The sequence below is a fragment of the Pseudomonas sp. MHK4 genome, from assembly GCF_054600775.1.
On record NZ_BAAIAK010000004.1, the window covers coordinates 272,769 to 296,119 of the forward strand.

The 23,351-nt window shown below is 61.7% G+C and carries 23 protein-coding genes; 5 read left to right on the forward strand and 18 right to left on the reverse strand.

The window, feature by feature from the left end; all coding sequences use genetic code 11:
* Positions 1 to 33 precede the first annotated feature (33 nt).
* The 14 genes from ACYP2Q_RS13170 to ACYP2Q_RS13235 are packed head-to-tail and all read right to left on the reverse strand — an operon-like array spanning position 34 to position 13,293.
* The gene (locus tag ACYP2Q_RS13170; RefSeq protein WP_459730850.1) at positions 34 to 1,281 is read right to left on the reverse strand and encodes an NAD(P)/FAD-dependent oxidoreductase; all 1,248 of its coding nucleotides are present in this window, start codon (positions 1,279 to 1,281) and stop codon (positions 34 to 36) included.
* Positions 1,268 to 2,428 carry a cation:proton antiporter gene (locus ACYP2Q_RS13175; protein ID WP_459730851.1) on the reverse strand — a complete coding sequence of 387 codons (1,161 nt, stop codon included), beginning with the start codon at positions 2,426 to 2,428 and terminating at the stop codon, positions 1,268 to 1,270. Before ACYP2Q_RS13175 ends, ACYP2Q_RS13170 begins: the two co-directional genes overlap by 14 nt.
* A complete protein-coding gene (locus tag ACYP2Q_RS13180; protein WP_459730852.1) occupies positions 2,425 to 4,764 on the reverse strand; it encodes an MMPL family transporter in 2,340 nt (779 codons plus the stop codon). Before ACYP2Q_RS13180 ends, ACYP2Q_RS13175 begins: the two co-directional genes overlap by 4 nt.
* Complete coding sequence (locus ACYP2Q_RS13185; RefSeq protein ID WP_459730853.1) at positions 4,748 to 5,440, reverse strand: outer membrane lipoprotein carrier protein LolA; 693 nt, start codon at positions 5,438 to 5,440, stop codon at positions 4,748 to 4,750. The genes ACYP2Q_RS13180 and ACYP2Q_RS13185 overlap by 17 nt, the downstream gene beginning before the upstream one ends.
* Entirely contained in the window at positions 5,437 to 5,862 is a 426-nt protein-coding gene (locus tag ACYP2Q_RS13190) for an acyl-CoA thioesterase (protein WP_459730854.1), read from the reverse strand. The genes ACYP2Q_RS13185 and ACYP2Q_RS13190 overlap by 4 nt, the downstream gene beginning before the upstream one ends.
* Positions 5,855 to 7,399, reverse strand: coding sequence for an HAL/PAL/TAL family ammonia-lyase (locus tag ACYP2Q_RS13195; RefSeq protein WP_459730855.1), 1,545 nt, complete (start codon positions 7,397 to 7,399; stop codon positions 5,855 to 5,857). The genes ACYP2Q_RS13190 and ACYP2Q_RS13195 overlap by 8 nt, the downstream gene beginning before the upstream one ends.
* Positions 7,380 to 8,321, reverse strand: a complete 942-nt coding sequence (locus ACYP2Q_RS13200) for an LpxL/LpxP family acyltransferase (RefSeq protein WP_459730856.1) — start codon at positions 8,319 to 8,321, stop codon at positions 7,380 to 7,382. Before ACYP2Q_RS13200 ends, ACYP2Q_RS13195 begins: the two co-directional genes overlap by 20 nt.
* On the reverse strand, positions 8,318 to 9,052 hold the full coding sequence (locus tag ACYP2Q_RS13205) for a glycosyltransferase family 2 protein (protein ID WP_459730857.1): 735 nt from the start codon (positions 9,050 to 9,052) through the stop codon (positions 8,318 to 8,320). Before ACYP2Q_RS13205 ends, ACYP2Q_RS13200 begins: the two co-directional genes overlap by 4 nt.
* Positions 9,045 to 10,724 carry an AMP-binding protein gene (locus tag ACYP2Q_RS13210; protein WP_459730858.1) on the reverse strand — a complete coding sequence of 560 codons (1,680 nt, stop codon included), beginning with the start codon at positions 10,722 to 10,724 and terminating at the stop codon, positions 9,045 to 9,047. Before ACYP2Q_RS13210 ends, ACYP2Q_RS13205 begins: the two co-directional genes overlap by 8 nt.
* Complete coding sequence (locus ACYP2Q_RS13215; protein WP_459730859.1) at positions 10,721 to 11,266, reverse strand: COG4648 family protein; 546 nt, start codon at positions 11,264 to 11,266, stop codon at positions 10,721 to 10,723. The genes ACYP2Q_RS13210 and ACYP2Q_RS13215 overlap by 4 nt, the downstream gene beginning before the upstream one ends.
* A complete protein-coding gene (locus ACYP2Q_RS13220) occupies positions 11,263 to 11,517 on the reverse strand; it encodes an acyl carrier protein (RefSeq protein WP_459730860.1) in 255 nt (84 codons plus the stop codon). Before ACYP2Q_RS13220 ends, ACYP2Q_RS13215 begins: the two co-directional genes overlap by 4 nt.
* Before the next feature lie 9 nt (positions 11,518 to 11,526).
* Positions 11,527 to 11,802, reverse strand: a complete 276-nt coding sequence (locus ACYP2Q_RS13225; protein ID WP_459730861.1) for a phosphopantetheine-binding protein — start codon at positions 11,800 to 11,802, stop codon at positions 11,527 to 11,529.
* The gene (locus ACYP2Q_RS13230; protein ID WP_459730862.1) at positions 11,780 to 12,592 is read right to left on the reverse strand and encodes a lysophospholipid acyltransferase family protein; all 813 of its coding nucleotides are present in this window, start codon (positions 12,590 to 12,592) and stop codon (positions 11,780 to 11,782) included. Before ACYP2Q_RS13230 ends, ACYP2Q_RS13225 begins: the two co-directional genes overlap by 23 nt.
* Positions 12,568 to 13,293, reverse strand: coding sequence for a beta-ketoacyl synthase chain length factor (locus ACYP2Q_RS13235; protein WP_459730863.1), 726 nt, complete (start codon positions 13,291 to 13,293; stop codon positions 12,568 to 12,570). Before ACYP2Q_RS13235 ends, ACYP2Q_RS13230 begins: the two co-directional genes overlap by 25 nt.
* A gap of 352 nt (positions 13,294 to 13,645) precedes the next feature.
* Between ACYP2Q_RS13235 and ACYP2Q_RS13240 the strand changes: the two genes are divergently transcribed.
* Positions 13,646 to 14,416: a ParA family protein gene (locus ACYP2Q_RS13240; RefSeq protein ID WP_459730864.1), complete on the forward strand. Its 771-nt coding sequence runs from the start codon at positions 13,646 to 13,648 to the stop codon at positions 14,414 to 14,416.
* Between the two features lie 99 nt (positions 14,417 to 14,515).
* Here the strand turns inward: ACYP2Q_RS13240 and trxC are convergent, their stop codons facing one another.
* A complete protein-coding gene (gene trxC, locus ACYP2Q_RS13245; protein WP_459730865.1) occupies positions 14,516 to 14,950 on the reverse strand; it encodes a thioredoxin TrxC in 435 nt (144 codons plus the stop codon).
* A gap of 195 nt (positions 14,951 to 15,145) precedes the next feature.
* Here trxC and ACYP2Q_RS13250 point away from each other — a divergent pair, with 195 nt between their 5' ends.
* Positions 15,146 to 15,442: a type II toxin-antitoxin system HigB family toxin gene (locus ACYP2Q_RS13250; RefSeq protein ID WP_274076054.1), complete on the forward strand. Its 297-nt coding sequence runs from the start codon at positions 15,146 to 15,148 to the stop codon at positions 15,440 to 15,442.
* A complete protein-coding gene (locus ACYP2Q_RS13255; RefSeq protein WP_274076053.1) occupies positions 15,439 to 15,840 on the forward strand; it encodes a helix-turn-helix domain-containing protein in 402 nt (133 codons plus the stop codon). The genes ACYP2Q_RS13250 and ACYP2Q_RS13255 overlap by 4 nt, the downstream gene beginning before the upstream one ends.
* A gap of 6 nt (positions 15,841 to 15,846) precedes the next feature.
* Here the strand turns inward: ACYP2Q_RS13255 and selO are convergent, their stop codons facing one another.
* Genes selO through ACYP2Q_RS13270 form a run of 3 tightly spaced genes read right to left on the reverse strand, consistent with a single transcriptional unit; the run spans position 15,847 to position 22,486 of the window.
* Positions 15,847 to 17,310 carry a protein adenylyltransferase SelO gene (selO, locus tag ACYP2Q_RS13260; RefSeq protein WP_459730866.1) on the reverse strand — a complete coding sequence of 488 codons (1,464 nt, stop codon included), beginning with the start codon at positions 17,308 to 17,310 and terminating at the stop codon, positions 15,847 to 15,849.
* Between the two features lie 48 nt (positions 17,311 to 17,358).
* The gene (mscK, locus tag ACYP2Q_RS13265; protein WP_459730867.1) at positions 17,359 to 20,709 is read right to left on the reverse strand and encodes a mechanosensitive channel MscK; all 3,351 of its coding nucleotides are present in this window, start codon (positions 20,707 to 20,709) and stop codon (positions 17,359 to 17,361) included.
* 34 nt (positions 20,710 to 20,743) lie between these two features.
* A complete protein-coding gene (locus tag ACYP2Q_RS13270; RefSeq protein ID WP_046819904.1) occupies positions 20,744 to 22,486 on the reverse strand; it encodes a potassium/proton antiporter in 1,743 nt (580 codons plus the stop codon).
* Positions 22,487 to 22,786: 300 nt separating this feature from the next.
* On the opposite strand from ACYP2Q_RS13270, the gene ACYP2Q_RS13275 reads away from it, so the two are divergent.
* Together ACYP2Q_RS13275 and ACYP2Q_RS13280 are read left to right on the forward strand one after the other, a co-directional pair.
* Positions 22,787 to 23,017, forward strand: a complete 231-nt coding sequence (locus ACYP2Q_RS13275; RefSeq protein WP_459730868.1) for a hypothetical protein — start codon at positions 22,787 to 22,789, stop codon at positions 23,015 to 23,017.
* Entirely contained in the window at positions 23,014 to 23,313 is a 300-nt protein-coding gene (locus tag ACYP2Q_RS13280) for a cell division protein ZapA (protein ID WP_046819903.1), read from the forward strand. Before ACYP2Q_RS13275 ends, ACYP2Q_RS13280 begins: the two co-directional genes overlap by 4 nt.
* The last annotated feature ends 38 nt before the right edge of the window (positions 23,314 to 23,351 follow it).

A 23,351-nucleotide genomic window follows, 5' to 3' on the forward strand; every position in this document is an offset into this window, starting at 1 on the left:
CAACGGACTTGCGCACCGCATTGCTCAAGTCGTTCATGTCGCATCCCTTGCACAGAGTTCTGACAACATCCGTAGTCGACGTTTCGGCTCGGCGACGAATGGATTGCGTTCATCCCAGGCATAACCGGCGAGGATCGAGCTGATCATGCGGCGGATCTCCACATTGCCGTCCGGATAGTAGATCACGTCCTGGAAAGTCCCGGCGTACCAGCCCTCGACGTAGCAGCGGAACGTATCGACCCCGCGCTTGAGCGGTTCGGCGAATTCCCGCTGCCAGTCCACGGACTCGCCTTGCAGCTGGCGGTGCAGGACGCCTGCGGCCATGCTCGCCGAGCGCATGGCGATGGTCACGCCGGAGGAAAACACCGGGTCGAGAAATTCCGCGGCATTGCCCAGCAAGGCGAAACCGCGACCGTGCAGGGTTTTGACGTTGGCCGAGTAACCGCCGATGGTGCGGGCGGGCGTATCCCATACGGCGTTGTCCAGTACCCCGGCCAGGCTTGGGGTCTCGGCAATGAAGCCGCGCAGGCAATCGTCGAGGTTATCGCTGCGGCCCTCGAAGTGCTCTGCCGCTGCCACCACACCGACCGAGCAGCGGCCATTGCTGAACGGGATGGTCCAGAACCAGATGTCACGCTGGGTGGGATGGGTGGTGATGAGGATCTTGGTGCGGTCGAAGTTCGGGTGGTCGATATGGTCTTCGACATGGGTGAACACCGCCTGGCGTACCGGAAAATTCGACGGTGCTTCAAGGTCGAGCAAGCGCGGCAGGACGCGGCCGTAGCCGCTGGCGTCGAGCATGAAGTCAGCCTCGATGCGATACTCGCTACCATCTTCGCGGCGTACCCCGAGCAGCGGCTTGGCCTGATCGATATCGACGCTGACGATGGTTTCGCCATAGCGGATTTCCACGCCTTGCAGCGCGGCCTGGTCAGCCAGCAGTTTGTCGAAATCGGCGCGCTGGACCTGGAAAGTCGTCGGCTTGCCCTGGGTAAAGGTGTCGCCGAAATCGAAGCTGCTGTAGCGCTCGCCCCAGGCAAACGCCGCGCCGGTTTTCAACTGGAAACCCGCCGCATTGACGGCATCGAGCATGCCCGCTTCTTCGACGAAATCCAGGCAGTGGGACAACAGGCTTTCGCCGATGGAAAACCGCGGGAAATGCTGGCGCTCGATCACCAGTACGTCATGCCCCTTGCGCTTGAGCAGCGCGGCGGCGATGGCCCCTGAGGGACCCGCACCGATGACCACGATCTGACGACGTTGCGTTTCAACGGTTGGCATGTGGGCTCCTTGCCGGGGCGGCAGCTATCAATGGGATCCGGTGCATGCCGGTCAGTGCCGGCAGCAGGGTCGCGACCAGGCCCATCAGCATCAACGCAAAGTACAGCGCCGGGCTGATGAGCTGTTGTTGCAGCAGCAGGTTGAGAAAGACGATCTCACTCAAGCCGCGAATATTCAGCAATACGCTTTCGCGCCAGCGACTGGCGCCCTGGAACGAAGCGCCGGCCCAGCCCAGGCCGAGCCAGTTGCCCAGCAGCTTGCTGGCAATCGGCAACAGCAGCAGGGCCGCCAACTGCACCCAGCCGAGGCTGTCCATGGCGCTGTGCACGTTGATCTGCACGATACCGAACGTGAGTATCAATGGAATGGCGATGTACGTCTGCAAGCGGTTCATCCAGATCGCCGGCAACGGCAGCACCAGCGGCGCCTTGAGTGCGGCCATGATCAATACATAACCGATGCCGAAAATCAGCGCATTGAGCTTGTAGTGTTCGGCGACCACCAGCAAGGCGAAAAAGCCCAGGCTGTAGAGCCAGGTTTGCCGCAGGCCCAACAACCGCAGCAGCACGGGCAGGCACGCGCCGGCCAAGGGCAGCAACAGGCTGCTCAGGTGCAGGCTGCCCTGGGCGATGGCGAACAGGGTCCAGCAGGCCAGGTCGATGATGATCGCGGTCTGCACCAGTCGCCGGGTAGCGCTGTGGGGGTAATTGATGTGCCGCAGGTACAGGTACAACACCGGGATCGCGGTAATGGCGAACAGCAGGCCGACCGCCAGCGAACTTATCCAGGGTTGCGCCGGCAACAGCCAGATGGCCGTGGCCAGGCCGCAGGCGAACGGAATGCAGAAACTCGGCAGGGCGATTTTCAGGCTCTGGCGGTCCAGTTGCAGATCGATCACATCGCTGAGGATATAGCCCAGCAGCAGGGCGAAACTCAGGCTGTAGAGATTGTTCAGCCAACCTGGCGACACCAGCGCCGCGCCGCTAAGTTGCCATTGCGGTTCGATCCAGAAGTACATCAGCAGTGGCAAGCCGAGGGTCGCCAGCAACAACTGGCTGACGATGGGAATCAGGCCGAAATGACGCCCGACCCGGGTTGCTACGGCGAACAGTACCAGGGCCATTGCCCAAAAAAGCCCGATCATCATGGGGTTGGCTCCGTTAGGCTGGCGGCGTGAACGTGGCGACCGGCCCAGGGCGCGAGCAGGAAGCTGAAGATCAGGCCCAGGCTCACGGACAGGCCGAAGTTGCTCACCGCTGGCGTGCTCGACACCGCCAGCAGGCCGAACGACAGCCAGGTGGTCAGCGCTGCCAGCAAGGTACCCAGCAGGCTGACGGCAGCGCCGCCGACCTGTTCGCGCATGAGGATGGCGTAATCGACGCTGATCGCGGTCACCAGCAGCAGGCCGAACAGGCTGAACAGGGTCAATGGCTGCCCGAGCCAGCCAAGACTGGCCAGGCTGCACAAGGCCGCCAGCAAGGGCAGGGAGACGATGCGCAGCGCGCCGCCAAGGCCGAATGGCAGGATCAGCACCAGCACGATCAGCACGCAGGAGGCGAGTTTCAGTTCGGCGGCACTGATCTGGGTGTTAGCGAACACAGTGTTCAACTCGCCCAGTCGATCCACCAGTTTCACGCCCGGCAAGTCCTCAGCCTGTACACGTAATAGAGCTGGATTGTTCAGGCCCTGCAAACTGACCATTGCCGCCACGCCGTCAGCGGTTGGCCCCAGCCACAACAGGCGATAAGGCTCGGCCAACGGACCTGCCAGCGCGCTGTCGATATCTTCGACGGGCAGTGCCTGCAATTGGCTCAACTCCGCCTGCAGCGCCTGTGCCGGTACGCCGACATCGAGTAGCGGCTGCCAGAACGCCGGCAGTCTGTTCAACGCTTCGCGAACCTTGAGTTGTTCGCTGGGCGGGCTGACCAGCTGATTGAGCGACAGGTAACCCTGGAGTTTCTCCAGGCCAACCAACTGATCCAGACGCTCACTCAGGGCGCCCTGGCGTTCGAGCAATTGCTGTTGGTCAGCCGCCTGCACCAGGAAGAACTGGCTGGTGGGTTGATAGCCGGTGATTCGCGCAATGGTCTGCGCTTCGTCAGTCAACTTTTGCGGCGCTCCGACCCATTGGCGGATGTCGTTTTTAGTCTGGAGCTGCACCAGGCCACCGGCACAAAAAGCGATCAGCAGCGCCAGCAATACCGGCGTGCTCAGATGCCGCAGCAACGCTTCGCGGGACGCCAGTAAATATTCGCAAAGTCGCAGTGGCCATAGCGCCGGGCGCAGCTCGGCGCCCTTGAGCAGCGCCGGCAGCAGGCACACCGCGGACAAATAGGCACCCAGCAGTCCCGCTGCCGAGAACACGGCAATCTGGGTCAAGGCCGGGAAGGGCGTCCAGGCCAGGGCCAGGTAGCCGATGGCGCTGGTGACCAGGCTCAGGGTCAGGCCCGGCAAGGTCAGGCGCAACGCCGGCCAGCTGTGCCAGGGTTTCAGGCTCCAGCTCTTGGACAGGTAATGCAGCGGGTAATCGACGGCGACACCGATCAGGCTCGAACCCAACACCAGCGTCATCACATGCATGTGGCCGAACAGCGCCACGCAGGCCACCGCGCCGAACAGCATGCCCACCAGCACCGGAACGAACGCCAGCAGGACACGCCAGCGGCGGAAGGCCAGCAATAGCAACAACAGGATCCCGACGGTGGCACCGCCGCCGACCCAGGTCATCTCCCGGGACGCCTGGCGCTGGCCGTTGGCCGCGTACAGCAAGCCACTCGCGGCAAGCAATTGCACGTCGGCCCGGCCGGCTTCCTCACGGCTGTGCTGGAGCAGGTCGGCCACTTGCAGCGGCAAGTTCATGTCGAAGGCGTTGCCGGTGGCCCGCGCCCGCAACAGCACCCAGTGTTTGCCATCGGCCTCGGCGATCAGGGCGCCACTGCCAATGTCCAGTTGCACCGCGCCGTGCTGTGGCTGGCTGTTCTGGATGCGCCCGGTCAGGCCCAGCCAGTCATCCTGGCTCGGCACCAGGCTGAAGCCAGTGAAGGGATCAAACAGCGCCTGGACCCGTTGCTGGATAAAGACATCGGGGTGCTCGATCAATTGCTCGCGATCGTCTGGCGCGAGCATGGCAAGTCGGCCTTGCAGCAGTTGCGTGCGCAACGCCGGCAAGTCGGCCTGCAGGTTCCACTGGACCTTTTCGAACAGGCCGCTGGCCTGCCACTGATCCCCCAGCGTTTGCGCCATGGCAATGGCTTGCTGGCGATCGGCGTGGCCGACCAGTACCAGCATGTCGCGGTTCAGCGGTTCCTGCATGCGTTGTTCGGCGCGCAGTTCCAGCGGATCCGGAGCGGTGCCGGGCACCAGTTCCATCAGGTTGGCCGACAGCGGGGCGCCGTCGCGCCATTGCCAGCCGGCGAGCGCCAGCACTGCCAGCAGCAGGGTCAGGAACAGCCACGGCAGCCTGCGTTCACTCGGCAAAGTCATGCTGCTCCGCGTCGCTCAACGGTTGCGCGCTGCTGCTGTCTTGCATGCGCAACAACGTGCTGTCGCCCTGGGTCTCCAGCAGCTCGATGCTGTGCACCAGTTCGCCGCCGGTGATATTGATCTGGTTGAACACCTGCTTGAGCAGCATCGAGCGCGGCGTCAACGTCAGTGTCCAGTTCTGCGCGTTGCCCGCGAGCGACAGCTCAAAGTCCCGTTGCAGTCCGCTGCTGTCGCCTTGCAGGACGGCCAGGAACAAGCGGTTCTGCTCGGCACCGGCACTCTTGCCTGGCAACATCTGCCAGCCACTGGCATCACGCCGGGCAATGCCGTTGGTGGTGATGCGGTAGTCCTGTTGCAAGGGCGTTTTGAGCAGCCACAACAAGCCATGATTTTTCGCCAGGACGAAAGTGCCCTTGCTGGTCAGTGGCTGGGGCAGGGCCCGCAGGTGCTTTTCCTGGATGAAACTGCCGTGGATGACATCGGGCCTGGCCAGTTGCTCGCTGAGCTGTTGCAGGTCAAAGGCGTTGGCCAGCCCTGGAATACCCAGTAACAAGCAGAACACTGTAGGAGCGAGCTTGCTCGCGAAAAACCTGAGAGCACCGCGGGGTGTCAGGTGCCCAGCGTCATCGTTAACGATCATCGCGGGCAAGCCCGCTCCTACAGGGGACACAATCATGGCAGGGCCCTCTCTACGGCATCGGTGAACACCTTGGGCGAGGCCAACTGCATTTCGCGATTGCTCATGTCGACGGCCACCTGCACGGACACGGCACGGGTCAGGCGGTCGCCGGTTTCGAGGTCGCTGATCAGGTAGTTGATCTTCAACCGGTTCTCCCATTCCACCAGGTTGGCGCGCACGTTGAGCTTCTGCCCGAACTCCGCACCGCGTACGTAGCGCAATTGCAGGTCGATCACCGGCCACGCATAACCGGACTCGGACATCGCCGTGTAGTTGTGGCCGATCTTGTCGAGCAATGCGCAGCGGGCGATTTCCAGGTATTTGACGTAATGACCGTGCCAGACGACGTTCATCCGGTCGACGTCAAAGAACGGCACGACGATTTGCGTATCGGTGTGAAGCACTCCCTTGCTACGCATGCAACCTCCAGTGTTGTGCGGCGATTCGTTGCAGGCACAGGCGCAATTCGCCTTCCAGCGCGCGGTCTTCGATGACCGGCGGGAAATCCTCGGCCAATGCTTCGTGCATGGCGGCCAGGGCCGGTGGCAGTGGCCGCGCATCTTCGGCCTGGGCGCGCAACCAGACGCCCTGGTTGGCGGCCAGCAAGGTAGCGGCGGCGACCTGCTCGGTCAGCTCCAGCACGCGGATCGCATCCCGGGCCGCGATGGTGCCCATGCTCACCTTGTCCTGGTTGTGGCACTCGGTGGAGCGCGAGAAAACGCTGGCGGGCATGGTGTTTTTCAGCGCTTCGGCGGTCCAGGCGCTGGTGCCTATCTGCACGGCCTTGAAGCCGTGGTTGAGCATGGCGCGGTCGGCGGTGGCACCGGACAGGTTGCTTGGCAGACCGTGGTTGTAGCGCTCGTCCACCAACAGGGCGAGTTGTCGATCGAGCAGGTCGGCGACGTTGGCCACGAGGTTTTTCAGGCTGTCCATGGCGAACGCGATGTGCCCGCCGTAGAAGTGGCCGCCATGCAGCACGCGCTCGGCCTCGGCATCGATGATCGGGTTGTCGTTGGCGCTGTTGAGTTCGATTTCAATGAACGAGCGCAGCCAGTTCAGGCTGTCGGCCAGCACGCCGAGGACATGGGGCGCGCAACGCAGCGAGTAGCGATCCTGCAGGCGGTGCAGCGGCGCGGTCGGGGCGTCAATGGCCAGGTCCTTGCGCAGCCACGCGGCAACTTGCATCTGCCCCGGGTGCGGTTTGGCGGCGAACAGGCGCTCGTCGAAATGCTCCGGGTTGCCTTGCAGCGCCACCACGTTCAGCGCGGTGATGCGCGTGGCCAGTTGCAGCAGGTAATCGGCGCGGGCGTAGGCCAGGCAGGCGAGCCCGGTCATCACGGCGGTGCCGTTCATCAGCGCCAGGGCTTCCTTGGGCCGCAGCACCAGCGGCTGCCAGCCGAGTTCGCGGTGCACCTCGGCGGCTTGCCGGCGCTCGCCGCGGTACATCACTTCACGCTCGCCGGACAGTGTCGCGGCGACGTACGACAGCGGCGTCAGATCGCCGCTGGCGCCGACCGAACCTTCCTCCGGAATCAGTGGCAGGATGTCGTGCTCAAGGAACGCTTGCAGGCGTTCCAGCAGTTCCACGCGCACCCCGGATACACCCTGGCAGAGCGACTGCAAGCGAGCGGCCAGCACCGCGCGGGTGGCCTGCGCGTCCAGCAACTTGCCCAGGCCGCAGCCGTGGAAGGTGTACAGGTGACGCGGCAATGCCTCGACGTGATGCAGCGGCACCGCGACCACACAGGAATCGCCGTAGCCGGTGGTTACACCGTAGATCACGCCTTCCTTGTCCAGCAGGGAATCGAGGAACTGAGCGCCCTTGGCGATGCGCTGGCGGAACTGCGGGTCGCCCTGCAACTGCGTCGGCGCCTGGTGGTTGGCCAGGGCCAGCACATCGTCGATGCGCAAAGGGCGTTCGCCGAAGATTACAGGCTCAAGCGTTGGCGTCGTCATCGGTCTTCCAGAAAGGGTAAAAGTTGAACCATTGTTGAGGCGCTTCGAGGCAATAGTGACTCAGGCGTTCGGCATAGCGGGAGGCCCACTGATGAATGACCTGTTCGCGGTCGTTGCGTTTCCAGGTGATCGCGTCAGCGAAGGGTTCGAGGGTCAGTCGATAGTCGCCATCGGGTTTCTTCAGGCACAGCAACAGGTTGACCGGGCATTTCAGCAGCCCGGCCAAAAGCCACGGCCCTTGCGGGAATTTTGCCGGGTAACCGAGGAAGTCCACGGTCACGCTGCGCCCACCGTGCAGCGGTACGCGGTCGCCGGCAATCGCCAGCCATTCGCCACGCTCCAGGCGTTCGTGCAGTTGCAGCATGATCACCGGGTCCAGTTCGCTGACCTGGATCAGCCGCAGATTGGTCGCACCGGCTTCGCCCAGCAAACGGTTGAAGCGCTCGGCGTGCTTGGTGTGCACCAGCACGTTCATGGTGACCCGTTCGCCGATCTCCGCCAGGGCGCGGCAGACTTCGAGGTTGCCAAGGTGGGCGCCCACCAGCATTTGCCCGCGGGTGCCGCGTAACTGGTTGCGCAGCAGCGCCGGGTCGATAATTTCGATCTGCTCGATGCTCAGCTTGCCGTTCCACACGTCGAGCTTGTCGAGCAGCGAATCGGCGAAGGCCATGAACTGGCCGAACACCCGCCAATGGCTCGGGCGCAATTCGACGCGACCGCTCCAGTCGGCGAGCCGTTGCTGGTACTGCCAGGCGCTATGACGGGCACTGCGGCCGAACAGGAAAAAGTACAGGACGATGCCGTACAGCAACGGGCTCAGCAGTCGACGCCCCAGCAGTTTGGCGGCGACAGCGGTGAATTTCATCAGCCAGAAACTGCCGCGCTCCTCGCGATCGGCCCAGTGCTCCTTGTTGACGCTCATGGGCGCCACCGTCGCCAGAGGAGTACGGGGGAGCGCAACAACATGCCAAAGAACAACCGGGTGTGCATGCTCGAAATCAGTACGTTGTCGTGGAACATGCGGAAATGCGAAACACCGTCCAGCGGGTAATGGACCCTGGTTTGCAACCATTTCATCGGCAATCCGCGCCAGGCCAGGCGGACCAGGATGTCCGAGTCGAAGTCCATGCGCTTGCCGATCTTCGCCGATTCGATCAGCGCCAGCACCGGGGCCAAGGGATAGACGCGATAGCCGCACATGGAATCGCGAATCTGCAGCGACAGGGTGTTGATCCAGACCATCACGTGGGTCAGGTAGCGGGCGTACAAACGACCCTTCGGCACGCTGTCATCGTAAAGCGGATAACCACAAATCACGGCTTCGGGATGGGCGCGGGAGAGTTCGACAAAACGTCGGACATCCTGCAAGTCGTGCTGGCCGTCGGCGTCCACCTGCAAGGCGTGGCTGAAACCCAGGCGCGAGGCTTCGCGAAAACCGGTCATCACCGCCCCGCCCTTGCCCTGGTTGGCGGCGAGGCGGATCAGGTGCACGTTGTCGTGCAGCGCCAACTGATCGAGCACCCTGGCACAGGCCGGGCTGCTGGCGTCGTCCACCAGAATGCACGGCAGGTGGCTGGCGAGCAGCGCATCGACCACGGTGGTGATCGCGGTTTCGTGGTTGTAGACCGGCACCACGGCGCAGGGCTTAAACATGCGCCGCCTCCAGCAGGATCCGCCCGCTGGAACAGGTGGCGGTTTCATTGCGATAGGCGAAATACAGTTTGCCGCGGCTCGGGTCGAAACGCAGGTGCAACTGGACTTCATCGCCGGGGCGGATCAGTTGCTGGAACTTGAGCACTTCCATGCCGGCGAATTTCTCCGGCAGGTTCATCAGTTGCTGGCCCAGGTGCATGGCCCACTCCACCTGTACCACGCCGGGCAACACCGGCGCGGTGGGGAAGTGCCCACTGAAATAGGCCAGGTCCGGCGGTACGGCCAGCTGCAGGCTCCACTCACCGTTGGCTTCGACCTGTTCGAGCACCACAGGCGCCTTGGGGCGCGGTGCCAGCAGCAGGGCTTCGACGTCGGCCTGTGGCAGTTTGCCCTGGGCGTTCAGCGGCAGTTGTTGCAGCAGGCGCCAGCGCCTTGGCAAGGCCAGGGCTTCACAATGCAGGTTCAGGTGTTGTCGCAGAAGTTCGGTAAGTGTGCGTCGCCCCTGATTGCGCAGCACATGCAGGCCCGCGTCAGTCAGGACCAGCAACGCGCCCAACGAGGCGCGATTTTCCTGGACCACACCCAGGCGCGCTTCGGCCACCCAGTCGTGGGTCATCAGCGCTTGCTCCAGCATTGGCAACGAGATCCGCTTCTCTTCCAGCTTGACGATCCGGTCCAGTCGTCCGAGCAGTTCGAAGCGGCCGTCAGCCGCGATTCGCGCGGCATCGGCCGTGTGCTCGATATGGCCCTCAGGCAAGTAGGGTGAGGCAATGAGCAAGGCCCCCTCTTGGTCCTGGCTCAACCGGACGTCAGCAAAGGGCTGCCACAGGGATTGGCCCTGGCGCCAGGCGATGCCGCCCGTTTCCGAGCTGCCGAAAATTTCCGTCGGCCATTGTTGCAGGCGTTGTTGCAGACGCTGCGCGGCCTCGGCCGGCAGCGCGCCACCGGACGAAAACACCCGTCGCACCGCGCTCAGCGCTGGCCAGTCGAGGTTGTCGCCCATGCGCTTGAGCAGGGCCGGGCTGGCCACCCAGGCGAAGGCCGGGTGCTCACGGCTGGCGCGCTGCAAGTCTTCCGGGAAGGCCAGTTGCCTGCGCACGAATGGGCGCCCCGCGCACAGTGGCCACAGCACCCGGAACAGCAGGCCATAGATGTGCTGGGTGGCGACGCTGCCAATGATGCAAGCCGGACCCAGGTCGGCGCCCCACAGCCGTTCCAGGGCCTCGACTTCATTGACCAGTTGGCCCAGGGTCTTTTCGATGCGCTTGGGTTCGCCGCTGGAGCCGGAGGTGCACAGGCTCAGCGAGCAGCGATCAAGGTCGAGGGCGGCGGCGTCAAGGGGCGAGTCCTGGTAATCGTCCAGGTGTGCATCGTCGGGCTGATCGGTGAGCCATACATCCACTTCGCCGGACCAGCGCTGGCGGGTCTGCGGTTGCAGGTCGGCCGGCAGCAGCACGCTGACCCCGGCGCGCCAGGCGCCCAACAGGGCAATCGCCAGGTCGGCGGCATCTTCAAGGTACACGGCAATGCGCCGCACGCCTCGGGTTTGCAGGCCGGCGGCCAGGCGCAGGGCCTGCTCGCGCAATTGTGCGTGATCGAGCTGCGGGTCGGCCGTCACGGCACGCTCCGGCTCGGCCTTGAGCAGCAGATGCTCAAGTTTTATCCAGTTCATGGGCGGCCTCGTACCCGTTGTCGTATCAGCCATTCAATGGCAAACATCAGGCCTATCAATCCGTAGGAGATCAGGCCGGTGTACAGCATCCACCAGCTCAGCGGCGCCCACAGTGTCAGGGCTGCAGCGCAGATCCCGTTGAACAGAAAAAATACGCACCAGGCGATGGTCACCTGGCGCGTATAGCGGATGGCCTTGGCCGGCAAATGCGCTTCGCGCAGGCGGGCCAGGCGTTCGACCATCGGCGGGCCGTACTTCAGGCTCAGCCCGAACAGGCCCAGCATGAACCCGCTGATCAGTACCGGATACCAGCGCAGCAGTAACGGACTGTCGAACAGTGCCAGCAACAGACAGAACAGGATGGCCACGCATGCCATCCACGAACTGCCTGGGCGTCGCTTGCCGGTCAGCGCGCGGGCCAGCCACAGGCTGCCCAGCAGCAGCCCGAACTGCCAAGGCGCGAAATGCTCCATGCCGAAATACACCGCAAAAGGGTATAGCAGGCCCGCCAGCAGCAGGCCGAGGCCGATCAGTCGACTCATGCGGCCGGTTGAACCAGACGGTAGACCGCCTCGACCACGTCGCTGACGGTACGCACCGACTTGAATTCTTCGGCTGCGATTTTCTTGCCGGTCTGGCGCTTGATGTGGTCGATCAGGTCGACCGCGTCGATGCTGTCGATTTCCAGGTCCTGGTACAGGTTGGATTCAAGGTTCACCCGTTCGGGGTCCAGTTCGAACAGCTCGACCAAGGCATCGCGCAGGGTTATGAAAATGTCGTCACGAGTTTGCATGGTCCGGTCTCAAGCTGCCTGTTTTGCGGTGACGAAAGCCGCAAGGCTCGCCACGTTACTGAAGTGATTGCGCGTGTCCTTGGCGTCGGCATCGATCTTGATGCCGTACTTTTTCTGGATGGCGAGACCGAGTTCCAGGGCGTCCACCGAGTCCAGGCCCAAGCCTTCGCCGAACAGCGTCTGCTCGTCGCCGATGTCCTCGGCGCTGATGTCTTCCAGGCCCAGGGCGTCGATGATCAGGGTTTTTATTTCCAGCACCAGGTTATGAATCTGCAGATCGCTCATCTTTGGCGAGCTCCTTAATAAAATAGCTATGCAAATAATCGTTGAGCTTGCGCGAGGCCTGGGGAGGCGGGCCTAGCGCTGCGAAAGTCTGGGGGTCTATATCGGCCCCGACGCGGAAACTGAAGTGTACGCGACGCTTGGGGATCCGATACCAGGGCTCGGCCTTGGTCAGTGTGGTCGGGCTGACCTTGATCACCACGGGGGTGAGGATTTTCGCACCACGCAGGGCAATTGCCGCTCCCCCCCGATGAAAGGCGGGCGCCTGGCCCGGCTGGGTGCGAGTGCCTTCGGGAAAAATGATCAGGGGCTGGCCTTGTTTGAGCGCATCGGCGGCGGCGTCGAGCATGTCCATGCTGCCGTCGTTGCTGATGTATTCGGTGCGACGCAGGGGGGTGCGAGTGAAGGGGTTATCCCAAAGGCTTTGCTTGACCACGCAGTTGGCGTGGGGGACCAGCCCGATCAGGAACACCACATCGATCAGCGATGGGTGATTGGCGATGATCATCTGCCCCGGTCGCCCGAGTTTCTCCGCGCCTTGAATCTCGTAGGTCAGCACACCGGTGCGGGCCATGAAGCGCGCGAAAAGCCAGAAGCAGCGGCTGACAGTCTGTCGCGCCCGCAACCGGTGGGTCTGGGCATCACCCGGCAGGCAGGCCAGCAGCGGAAAAAACACCAGGCGCAGGCACAGGCCGCCCAACCCGAACAGGGCAAAGCTCGCGGCAGTGGCCAGCAGGCGCCAATAATAGGCATCGCGGTTTTTTTCGGTCACGGGTTGCGTTGCCAGGTCCATACACGATTTTTCCAGGCATGTTGGCAGGTGGTTTGCGGGCCGAGCAGCGTGCACAACAGATTCAGCGCGTGAGGCCAGCGAGCTTTGGACAACGCATCCGTGGCGCTGTTCAGGGACAACTGCCAGTCATTGCCCGGGGTAATCAGCAAGCCCACGGCATAAGGGAAGGGCACATCGTCGATCCAGGTCGAATAGGCCTGCGGCGGCTGCTCTTCGGTGACCACCAGCAATACCGCGGGCGAGCCTTCCGCCAGCAGGGCCGCGGCCTCCAGCATGCCGTGCTCAAGGCCGTCGCCAGCGGCGGCCAGGGCGGTCATTTCACTGGTTTCGCCACGCATGATCGACCACAGGCCGATGATCGCGTTATGCACCGACAGGCTGAACTGGGTCGGCGACAGCGGCTGGTCGACGGCCAGGTCGCTGAGAATATCGAAGGTGCGGGGGGTTTCGCCGTGACGGGAAACAAAGACCAATGGCAGGTCCTGACGCCCTTCGGCCAACGGCCAGCCGACACTGAAGGCCATTCGCGCCAGACGGCTGAGCCGCCGCCGCTGCATGGCCGGCAGGAACGAGACGTCGGGTGCGGCATCGCTGCCCGGCAACATCGATGGCTGCCGGCACCAGGCCTGCCAGTCATCCACGCTTTCAAGCCCCGGGGCCCAAGCGCGCCACTGGGCGATGTTGAAATTGATCACAGACATTCAATCCCGCCCTTGCAGGCTTCCTGACGCGGTGAGTGGCGCATGGTTACGGCACCCTACGTGGCGCTTGGCGCCGAGTGGTGCGCATTATCCCGGTGCGACGAACCTGTAGCAAATGCTGGTTACATTTTGCCCAGTACGATGCACCGGTCAGTTCGCAAAAACTGAACGATTGGCAATTATTCACATTTTCATGGGCCGTCTGTCGGCTTTGCTCTCGGTTCATCGAGGCGCCAGCGGCTTTTTCGGCAAGAAAAGGCTGATGACCGTGTAGTCCCTGTGTCCGGGAGGTAGCGAAGCCATGCCGTGGACCACTACACTCGGTCATTCTTTGATACACGGAGGTTTTGCAATGCGGCGCGTGGTGTTCAATCAGAAAGGTGGCGTGGGCAAATCAAGTATTGCCTGCAATCTGGCGGCGGTCAGCGCCAGCGAGGGTTATCGCACCTTGTTGGTCGATCTCGATGCCCAGGCCAACTCCACTCAGTACCTGACCGGGCTCACCGGTGACGATATCCCGATGGGTATTGCCGATTTCTTCAAGCAGACCCTGTCCTCCGGGCCTTTTTCCAGGAAGAACCAGGTCGACATCTACGAAACGCCGTTCGACAACCTCCACGTCGTGACCGCCACCGCCGAATTGGCGGACCTGCAGCCCAAGCTTGAGGCCAAGCACAAGATCAACAAGCTGCGTAAATTGCTCGAGGAGCTGGACGAGGACTACGACCGGATTTACCTCGATACGCCGCCCGCATTGAATTTTTATGCTGTATCAGCGCTGATTGCCGCCGATCGAGTGCTCATTCCCTTTGATTGCGACAGTTTTTCGCGTCAAGCACTGTACGGCGTGCTGGCAGAGATCGAAGAACTGAAGGAAGACCACAACGAAGGGCTGGAAGTCGAAGGCATTGTGGTCAACCAGTTCCAGGCCCGCGCCAGCCTGCCCCAGCAAATCCTCGATGAATTGATCGCCGAGGGCCTGCCGGTGCTGCCCGTGTACCTGGCCAGCTCGGTGCGCATGCGTGAATCTCATCAGGCGAATACGCCGCTGATCCATCTCGATCCGCGGCACAAGTTGACGCAGCAGTTTGTTGAGTTGCATAACCTGCTGGAAAACAGCTGAAGATCAAAAGATCGCAGCCTGCGGCAGCTCCTACAGAGATCGGTTCAACACATGATTTCCATGTAGGAGCTGCCGTAGGCTGCGATCTTTATGGCGGCCTCAGATCCCCTGGCCGCGCAACCAGCTCATCAACTGCGGTAAAGGGAAGGCCCCGCTCTGGCGTGCAACTTCCCGGCCGTTCTTGAACAGAATCAGGCTCGGAATCGAGCGAATTCCCAGTTGTGCCGACAATTGCTGGTTCGCCTCGCTGTCCAGCTTGGCAAGCCGACACTTGCCCGTCAATTGCCCCGCCGCCTGCTCGAACACCGGCGCAAACGACTTGCACGGCCCGCACCAATCCGCCCATACGTCCACCAGCAGCGGTAGATCGCCCTTGATCTGGCTGGCGTAATCGCCCTGCTTGAGTTCGAAGGGCTTGTTCAGCAGGACTTCGGCCTTACAGCGTCCGCATTTCGGATGGTCGTTGAGGCGCTCCGCCGGAATACGGTTCAGGCCGTTGCAGTGGGGGCAGGGGATGAGGAGTGGGTCGGTCATGAGGGAGGTCCTGTTGAGAAGCCGATCACTGCTATTTGGAGACGTTTGCTCATATTTTCAATTGTGCGGTGTCGCTCGATAAAACTAGGCTGAGTCGTACTGAGCGAGACCACTGGTCTGCTTAGGGTTATCGCATATTGCGATATTTTCAGTCTGTGATTAACTCACCATAGCGAAATGCGATAAGGTTGTTGCATGCGAGTGTTTTCCGAAAAACGAATCTGGGATGCCAAGGAAAAGTGGCCGCAGGCGGCCAGTGCACTGGACCAGTGGTATCGAACGGTAAAGCGCGTCACGCCAAATGATTTTGCAGCAATGAAGTCTTCATTTCCCGCAACCGACAAGGTTGGTGAGCTTCATGTTTTCGATATTGGTGGTAACAAATTACGGCTGATCGCCTACGTTCGATATCGGCATCAAAAAATCTACATCAAGCATGTGCTGGATCACCGCGAATATGACCGCGGTAAATGGAAGGAGGGTAGGGTATGAGCATTCTGATAAAAAACGCAGCGGAGCACTGGGAGTTTGTAGCGCCATTGCTACGCAAACCTAAAAACGAAGACGACTATGACACGCTGGTGCAGGCACTCGACGAGTTACTCGAGATGACCGGAGTTGACGAATCGCATCCTCTGATGAGTCTGGTGGACATCATCGGTGACTGGATTGAGGAATGGGATCACAAGCATCACCCAATGCCCCAAGCCACAGGTGCTGAAGTGCTTGGATACATGATGCGCGAACATGGTTTGACTCAAAGTGACCTGCCGGGTGTCGGGCCTCAGTCGGTCGTTTCCGAGATCCTGAGCGGCAAGCGCCAGCTCAACCTGCGCCAGATCCGCTGGTTGGCCGAGCGCTTCAACGTGCCGGTGGACGTCTTTATCTGACCCGCCTCACGACGAACAACTGATCTCCAGATGCTTGCCCCACTCCGGCGGCCGTTCGGCATAGCTTTCCATCCCCGGTTGCTCCTCGAACGGCTTGCTCAGCACGGCGTGCAGTCGGCGAACTTCCGAGTAGTCGCCACTTTCCGCCGCATCGATAGCCTTCTGCGCCAGGTAGTTGCGCAGGATGTACAGCGGATTCACCGCATGCATCCGCTTGCGACGTTCCTCCTGATCCACCTCGCCTTCACGGGCCACACGGGCGACATAAAGTTCACCCCAGGCATCAAAGCCCTTGAGGTCGACGAAGTCATCACGCAACCGGGCGATAGCCGCTTCCGGTGAGTCTTCGCCCAGTCGCCGAAAGAACAGGCTGTAATCGACGCCGCTGTTCTGCATCAGCTGCAGCAGATGCTCCAGCAGCTTCTGGTCTTCCTCTTCGGCGGTGGTCAGGCCGAGGCGGCGGCGCATCAGGTCCAGGTAATGGGCCTGGAACAGCGGCAGGTACAGGCCGAGGGTTTCGCGCAGGGCTTCGACGCTGATGAACGGTGTCAGGGCCTGGGCCAGGGCGCTGAGGTTCCACTGGCCGATGGGCACCTGGTTGCTGAATGAATAGCGACCCTGGTCATCGGAGTGGTTGCAGATGAAGTTGGCGTCGAAGTCATCGAGGAAGGCGAACGGGCCGAAGTCGAAGGTAATGCCGAGGATCGACATGTTGTCGGTGTTCATCACCCCGTGGCAGAAGCCATAAGCCTGCCACTTGGCGATCAGTTCGGCGTTGCGCTCGACGATTTCACGGAACATCGCCAGATACGGCTCCGGTTGTTCCAGGCACTCGGGAAAGTGCATGGCCAGGACATGCTCACCCAGCAATTTTTGCTGCTCGGGGCGTTTGGTGTAGTAGAAATATTCGAAATGCCCAAAGCGCACATGGCTCGGCGCCAGGCGCAGGACCATGGCCGCGCGCTCCTGCTTTTCGCGCCAGACCGGGGTGTCCGAGCCGATCACGCACAGCGCCCGGGTGGTCGGGATGCTCAGGGCATGCAGAGCTTCGGAGGCAAGGAATTCGCGGATCGAGGAGCGCAGCACCGCGCGGCCATCGCCCATGCGCGAAAAGGGCGTCTGGCCGGCACCCTTGAGGTGCAGGTCCCAATGCTCGCCGGCCTCGTTGTACACCTCGCCCAGCAACAGGCCCCGACCATCGCCCAGTTGCGGGTTGTAGGAGCCGAACTGATGACCGGAATAGACCATCGCCCTGGGAATCGCGTCGGCCCAGAGTTTGTGGCCGCTGAACAGCTCGGCGAACTCCGGAGTCTCGGCCACGGCGGGGTCGAGGTCGAGTAACGCCATGGCAGCCGGGCTCGCGACAACCAGGCGAGGGTTATCGATAGGTTCGGGCAGCACGTGGGCAGAAAACGCATCGCCCAGGCGGTCGAAGCGATTGTCGAAGGTCAGTTCGTCGAGGGCTTTCAAGGGCCGGCTCCAGCAGAATGTCCGAGCATTCTGCTGGGGAATGGCCGGTTAGTCGAGTTTGGCGGCGGGCGGTTCTTGCGCCGGCTTGCCATCGACCAGTGGCACAATGGTTTTCGTTTCCGGCTCGATCGGCACCATCTTGTATTCCTGGCCGTGGAGATTCTTGAGGTAGACCTCCATCTGGCGGAACGAGATGTTGATGTGCTGCTTCTTGAATTCGCGGTTGATGAAGCGGTTGACCTCATCGAGCACCGGATTGCGGTCGCCGAGGTCGCGCACATGCATGCGCAGCTCGTGGTCGAGCGTGCTTTCGCCGAAGTTCAGGAAGTACACGTGGGGTTCGGGTTCCTTGAGCACCCGCGGGTTTTCCCGCGCGGCTTTCAACAGCAGTTCTTTCACCAGGTCCAGGTCCGAGCCGTAGTCGACCCCGAGCTTGAGCGTCACTCGGGTGATGGTATCGGTCAGCGACCAGTTGATCAGTTGCCCGGTAATGAACGTCTTGTTCGGGACGATGATGTCCTTGCGGTCGAAGTCGGTGATGGTGGTGGCGCGGATACGGATCTTGCTCACCGTGCCCGACAGGTTGCCGATGGTGATGGTGTCGCCGATCCGCACCGGGCGTTCGAACAGGATCATGATGCCGGAGATGAAGTTGGCGAAGATCTCCTGCATGCCGAAGCCAAGGCCTACCGATAGCGCCGCGACCAGCCATTGCAACTTGTCCCAACTCACGCCGAGGGTCGACAGGGTCGAGACGAAACCGACACCGGCGATCACGTAGGACAGCAGGGTGGTGGTGGCGTAGGCGCTGCCCTGGGCCAGGTTCAGCTTCGACAGTACGAACACTTCCAGAAGGCCCGGCAAGTTACGCGCCAGGGCGAAGGTGATGCCGATGATGATCAGAGCGCCGAGCATGTCGCCGATGCTGATCGGCACCATGCTCATGTTGGCGCCGGTGCCGCTGGTGTATTCGTAGAGTGTGACGTTGTCCAGGTACGAGAACACCGTGATCAGGTCGGCCCAGACCCAGTACAGCGCGGCGATGAAGCCGCCCAGCAGCGCCAGGCGGATCAGGCGCAGGGACTGTTCGTTGACCTTCTCGATGTCCATCGTCGGTTCTTCGATGACCGCTTCGCCATCGCCGGCCTCTTTCGCCGCCTGGCGCTTGGCCAGGGCGCGCTGGTAAGCCAGGCGACGTGCCGCCACGCTCAGGCCGCGCACGAAGGTCGCTTCGATCACCAGCCAGAACATCAGCAGGTAAAGGGTATTGATCAGCCGGTCACTGAGCTTGAGCGCGGTGTAGTAGTAGCCAAAGCACACAGCCACGAACAGCGCGATGGGCAGCGCGGTAAACAGGATGCCCAGGACCTTGCGGAACAGCGAGGCGTTCTCGTGGGTCGGGCTGCTGATCAACAGACGGCTGAGCAGCCAGGTCATCAGGGCGTAGCAAATCAGTACCACCGGCATGCCGAGCACGTCATCGGCCAATGCCGCCGGTTGCAGTTCGGCAACCGCCACCACGGTGACCAGCGCCATTACCACCATGCCGAGGCGACGGACCCAGCCGCGGAGGAATTCGACCTGGGGCTTTTCCCAGCGGAAATGCAGTTCCGCGACCCCAGCCGGTGCGAGGATTCGGTAGGCGGTGTAGAACACCAGCCAGGCTCCGGCCATTTGCAGCAATGCCGCGCCCATGCTCGCGTTCTGCCCGCGGGCGTCGATCTGCAGGGCCAGGCCACACAGGGCGAGGCCCAGCGACACCGGCATCGCCAGCAGGATGTTGATCAGAATGGCCTGGGGCGTGTGCCACTGGCTGTCACGCTTGAAGTGGCCGATGTCCTGGTGAACTTTGTTCAGGCGCGCATACAGCTGCTTGCGTCGCCACAGCAGTGCGCCAATCAGCAACGCCAGCGGCAGGAACAGCAGTGGGCGCTGGGTCAGGCCGTCGACCAGTTCACTCAGGCTCGAGGCCCAGGGCAGGGTATCAACCTGACGGCTCAGGCGTTCCGGCACAGCGCGCATCCACTCCAGGTCCAGTGGCTTGTTGCTGGGAATCCAGAACATCTGCTCATCGAGTGTCGCGCGCAGGCTTTGCGCAGTGCTGAGCAGTTGCTTCTGGTTCAGTTGCAGGGTGATGGATTCGTTGAGCACCGCGCTCAGTTCGCGGTTCAGTCGTTCCAGAAGGTCGGCCCGGGTAGTGGCCAACTCCAGCAGGCTTTTGCGCAGCTGCGGGGTAACCTGTTCCGGCGGCTGGGTCGACAGCAGGTTGTCGACGTAGGTGGCCGGGTTGCTGAGCAACTCCCGTTGTTGGCTGACTTCGAACTGATACAAGCGAATGTCTGCGATCTGGTCCGCCAGGTCACGGTCGACCCTGAGGCGTGGCAAGGCCTGTTTCTGTTTGTAGAGAATCTTGGACAGCAGCAGGCTGCCCTTGAGCACGTTGATTTGCTCGTCCAGGGCTGAATCGCTCTGGGTCAGGCTGTCCAGCTGTTGCTTGGTCTGCAGGTTTTTCTGAGTGACTTCGTTGAGGCGGTCGGTGCTTTTGAGCAGGTAGTCCGAGAGCTTCAGGTTGGCCGTGCTTTCGATCGCCAGCAGGCTGCTGCCGCCAGCCTTCTGCGCTTCGATCGATTGCTGGGTGACGGTTTCCTGGGACTGCGCGAGGCGCTTCTGGTTGATCAGGTTTTGCAGCTCTTGAATTTCCTGGTCCAGGCGATCGGACTTTTCCGATAAAAGATCATGCTGGCTGTTACCCAGGTCTTGCAGTTGAGTGTTGCCCGCCAGTTCCTGGCGGCGCAGCGGGATCAGGGCGTTCAAGGCCGTGAGTTCGGCATTGAGTTGGTCGCGCTGCTCGGGGCTCAGGGTCTTGCCGGCGTCTTTGCCTGCCTTGAGGATGTTGTTGATCTGCTGGATGCGCGTCTGGCTGGCGGAAATTTCCGCTTGGGCGCGTTCGGGGCGAGTCTGGGCGGTGATGATCAGGCTGTTGGCGTCGCCCAGGGCTTTTTGCAGATCGCTTTGCTGGGTCGCGCGTTCGGTGAGCATTTGCTCAAGCTGCTGAATCGACTCTTTGGCAAAGCGTTGCGCCACCGGTAGCACGCTGCTGGCTTTCAGGCGGGCCAGTTCACGCTGGTTCTCGATGGTCAGTTTGGGAGCGGTCGCCAGTTGTTGCTTGAGGTCGACCAGCTTCTGCTCGTAGTCGCGCTGGTTGTTGAGCTGTGTCAGCGTGCTTTGCAGGACCGATTGCAGGGCCTTCTGATCGGCTTCCGGCAGCTTGCGGTCGGCGATCTTGTCCAGGCTTGCCTGCACGGATTCGCGGGTGGGCGGTTCGGCTGCTTGTAATGTACCGACAGAAAGGCTCAGGCCCAGAAGGACCATGACGAAAAAGGTGCGCAGGCTTGACATAGTGACCGATCGAAAACGAGACGAAGAATGGAGTTTAGAGGAAGAGTCCCGGACCCGGGCGACTTCCTTCGGGGAATCTGACGCCCACTTTGCCGATCTTGTTCCCGTCCATGACTGCAACGGTCCAGATGGTGTTGTTCCATTCAACCTGGTCACCGACCACGGGTGCGCCCCCAACCTTCTGGGCAATGAAGTGCCCCAGCGACATGCTCGGATCGATGCCTTCGACCTTCAACCCGTACAGGGCAGCAACCGCGGCCAGCTGGGCGTCTCCTTCGAGTACGAAGTCGCCGAAAAAACGCAGATCGAGGCCGCGCTGAGGTGCCTGGCTGAACAGTTTTCCGAGGGCCGCAAGGTTGTGCTCGTGGCCGATAACACACAGTAAATCATCGACTTCGAGCACCGTACTACCCGACGGATGGAGCAGTTGCTGACCACGAAACAGGGCGGCGATGCGCGTGCCTTCCGGCATTTTCAGTTCGCGAAGGGGCGAACCGATGCACCATTTTTCCGCGCCGAGACGATAAACGAACAGTTCCCACTCGCTGGTGACATGCACTTCCAGGGCCGAGCGGGAGATTGGAGCCGGCTCGGGCGGCACGGTCACCTTCAGGAGTTTGGCGATCCACGGCAGGCTTGTGCCTTGCACCAGCAGCGACACCAGCACGATAAAGAAGGCGAGGTTGAAATACAGCTGGGCGTTGGGCAGGCCCGCCATCAGCGGGAACACCGCGAGAATGATCGGGACCGCACCGCGCAGGCCGACCCAGGAAATGAACGCTTTCTCTCGCCCATGGAACGCCTTGAACGGCAGTAGGCCGACCATCACCGACAACGGCCGGGCAAACAGGATCATCCACAGCGCCAGACCCAGCGCCGGCAATGCAATCGGCAGCAGGTCGTGGGGCGTGACCAGCAGCCCCAGCACCAGGAACATGCCGATCTGTGCCAGCCAGGCCATGCCGTCGAGCATGTGCAAAATGCCGTGGCGGCTGCGCACTGGCCGATTGCCAATGACCAGGCCGCACAGGTACACGGCCAGAAAGCCGCTGCCATGCAGGGCGTTGGTCAGGGCGAACACCACCAGGCCACCGGCGATGACCAGGATGGGGTAGAGGCCGGTGGCCAGATTGATCCGGTTGACCAGTTGCAGCATGAGCCAGCCGCCGCCGAGGCCGATGACGCCGCCGATGCCGAACTCGCGCAACAGGTGGGTCAGCAGGCTCCAGTGCAGGCCGGTCTGGCCACTGGCGAGCATGTCGATCAGGGTGACGGTGAGGAACACCGCCATCGGGTCGTTGCTGCCGGATTCTATCTCCAGGCTGGCGGTAACCCGTTCGTTCAGGCCTTTGCCGCCCAGCAAAGAAAATACCGCCGCGGCATCGGTTGAGCCGACGATGGCGCCAATCAGCAGACCCTGGATCAGGTTCAGGTCGAACAGCCAGGCCGCAGCCATTCCAGTCAGCCCGGTGGTGATCAACACCCCGACCGTGGCCAGCGATAGCGCCGGCCATAACGCCACGCGGAAACTCGACACGCGGGTACGCAAACCGCCGTCGAGCAGGATCACCGCCAATGCCAGGTTGCCGACCAGATAAGCGGTGGGGTAGTTGTCGAAGATAATGCCGCCGCCATCGACGCCTGCCGCCATGCCCACGGCCAGGATGATCACCAGGATCGGGATGCCGAGGCGCGACGAAAGTGAGCTCACCAGAATGCTCGCACCTACCAGCAACGCGCCGATCAAGAACAGGCTGTTGATGGTCGTCGCATTCAAAGGCAGTACTCCGGAAGGCTGAAAGGCGGGCACAAACTGACCATGCAGTCTGCGTGCCAGCGATTCTAACCTGTTGAAATGTGATGCTGTCAAAAAGCTTTTCAGGGTTACCCGCTCGGCGCTCGCTGATTTGCGGCAGGGCGACGAAGTGCAGGAACCAGATGGGCCAATCACAGTCTCTACAGTTCGCGAGAATGGTCACTGGTCAGGATAATCAAGGCCTTGCGCCCGTATAACCCTGGCATCCACCGTGACTTTTCTTTATCGTACGCGCCCTTTGAAAATGCCCGGAAAATCATAATGTTGGAAGCATCCCTAAGCCAATTGGAACAACTGGTCAGCGACTTGGTGCAACAGAACCAGTCGTTGGTCGGCACCAACCAGGCCCTGAGCGCCGAACTGGCCCAGGCCAAGGACGAAAACGAAAGCCTGCAACTGAGCCTGATGGAACAGGAAGAGAAGCAAGGCGCCACCGTGGCACGCATCCAGGCCCTGGTTGAGCGCGTCAGCGCTGGCCCTGTCAACGCATGAGTTACGGCCCAGGTGTGAAAGTCGTCTCGATCCTGGGGGAAGACTATTCGATCAAGGCACCGGCCGGGGAAGAGCAGACCCTGCTGGACGCCGCGTTGATGTTGAAGGCTGCCTTGGCCGACACCAAAAAGAAGTACCCGACCCTGATCGGCGACCGACTGCTGGTGCTGGCGGCGATGAATCTGTGTTCCCAGCAGATCGAAATGCAAAAGCAGCACAAGCAGGAACTCGACCGTTACCAAGAGCAAGTCAGCGCCACGGTTGAAGTGATCTCCAAGACGATCAATCAGGCCTGATCGACTTTGCGCACAACCAAAGAATAAATTGTCGGTTG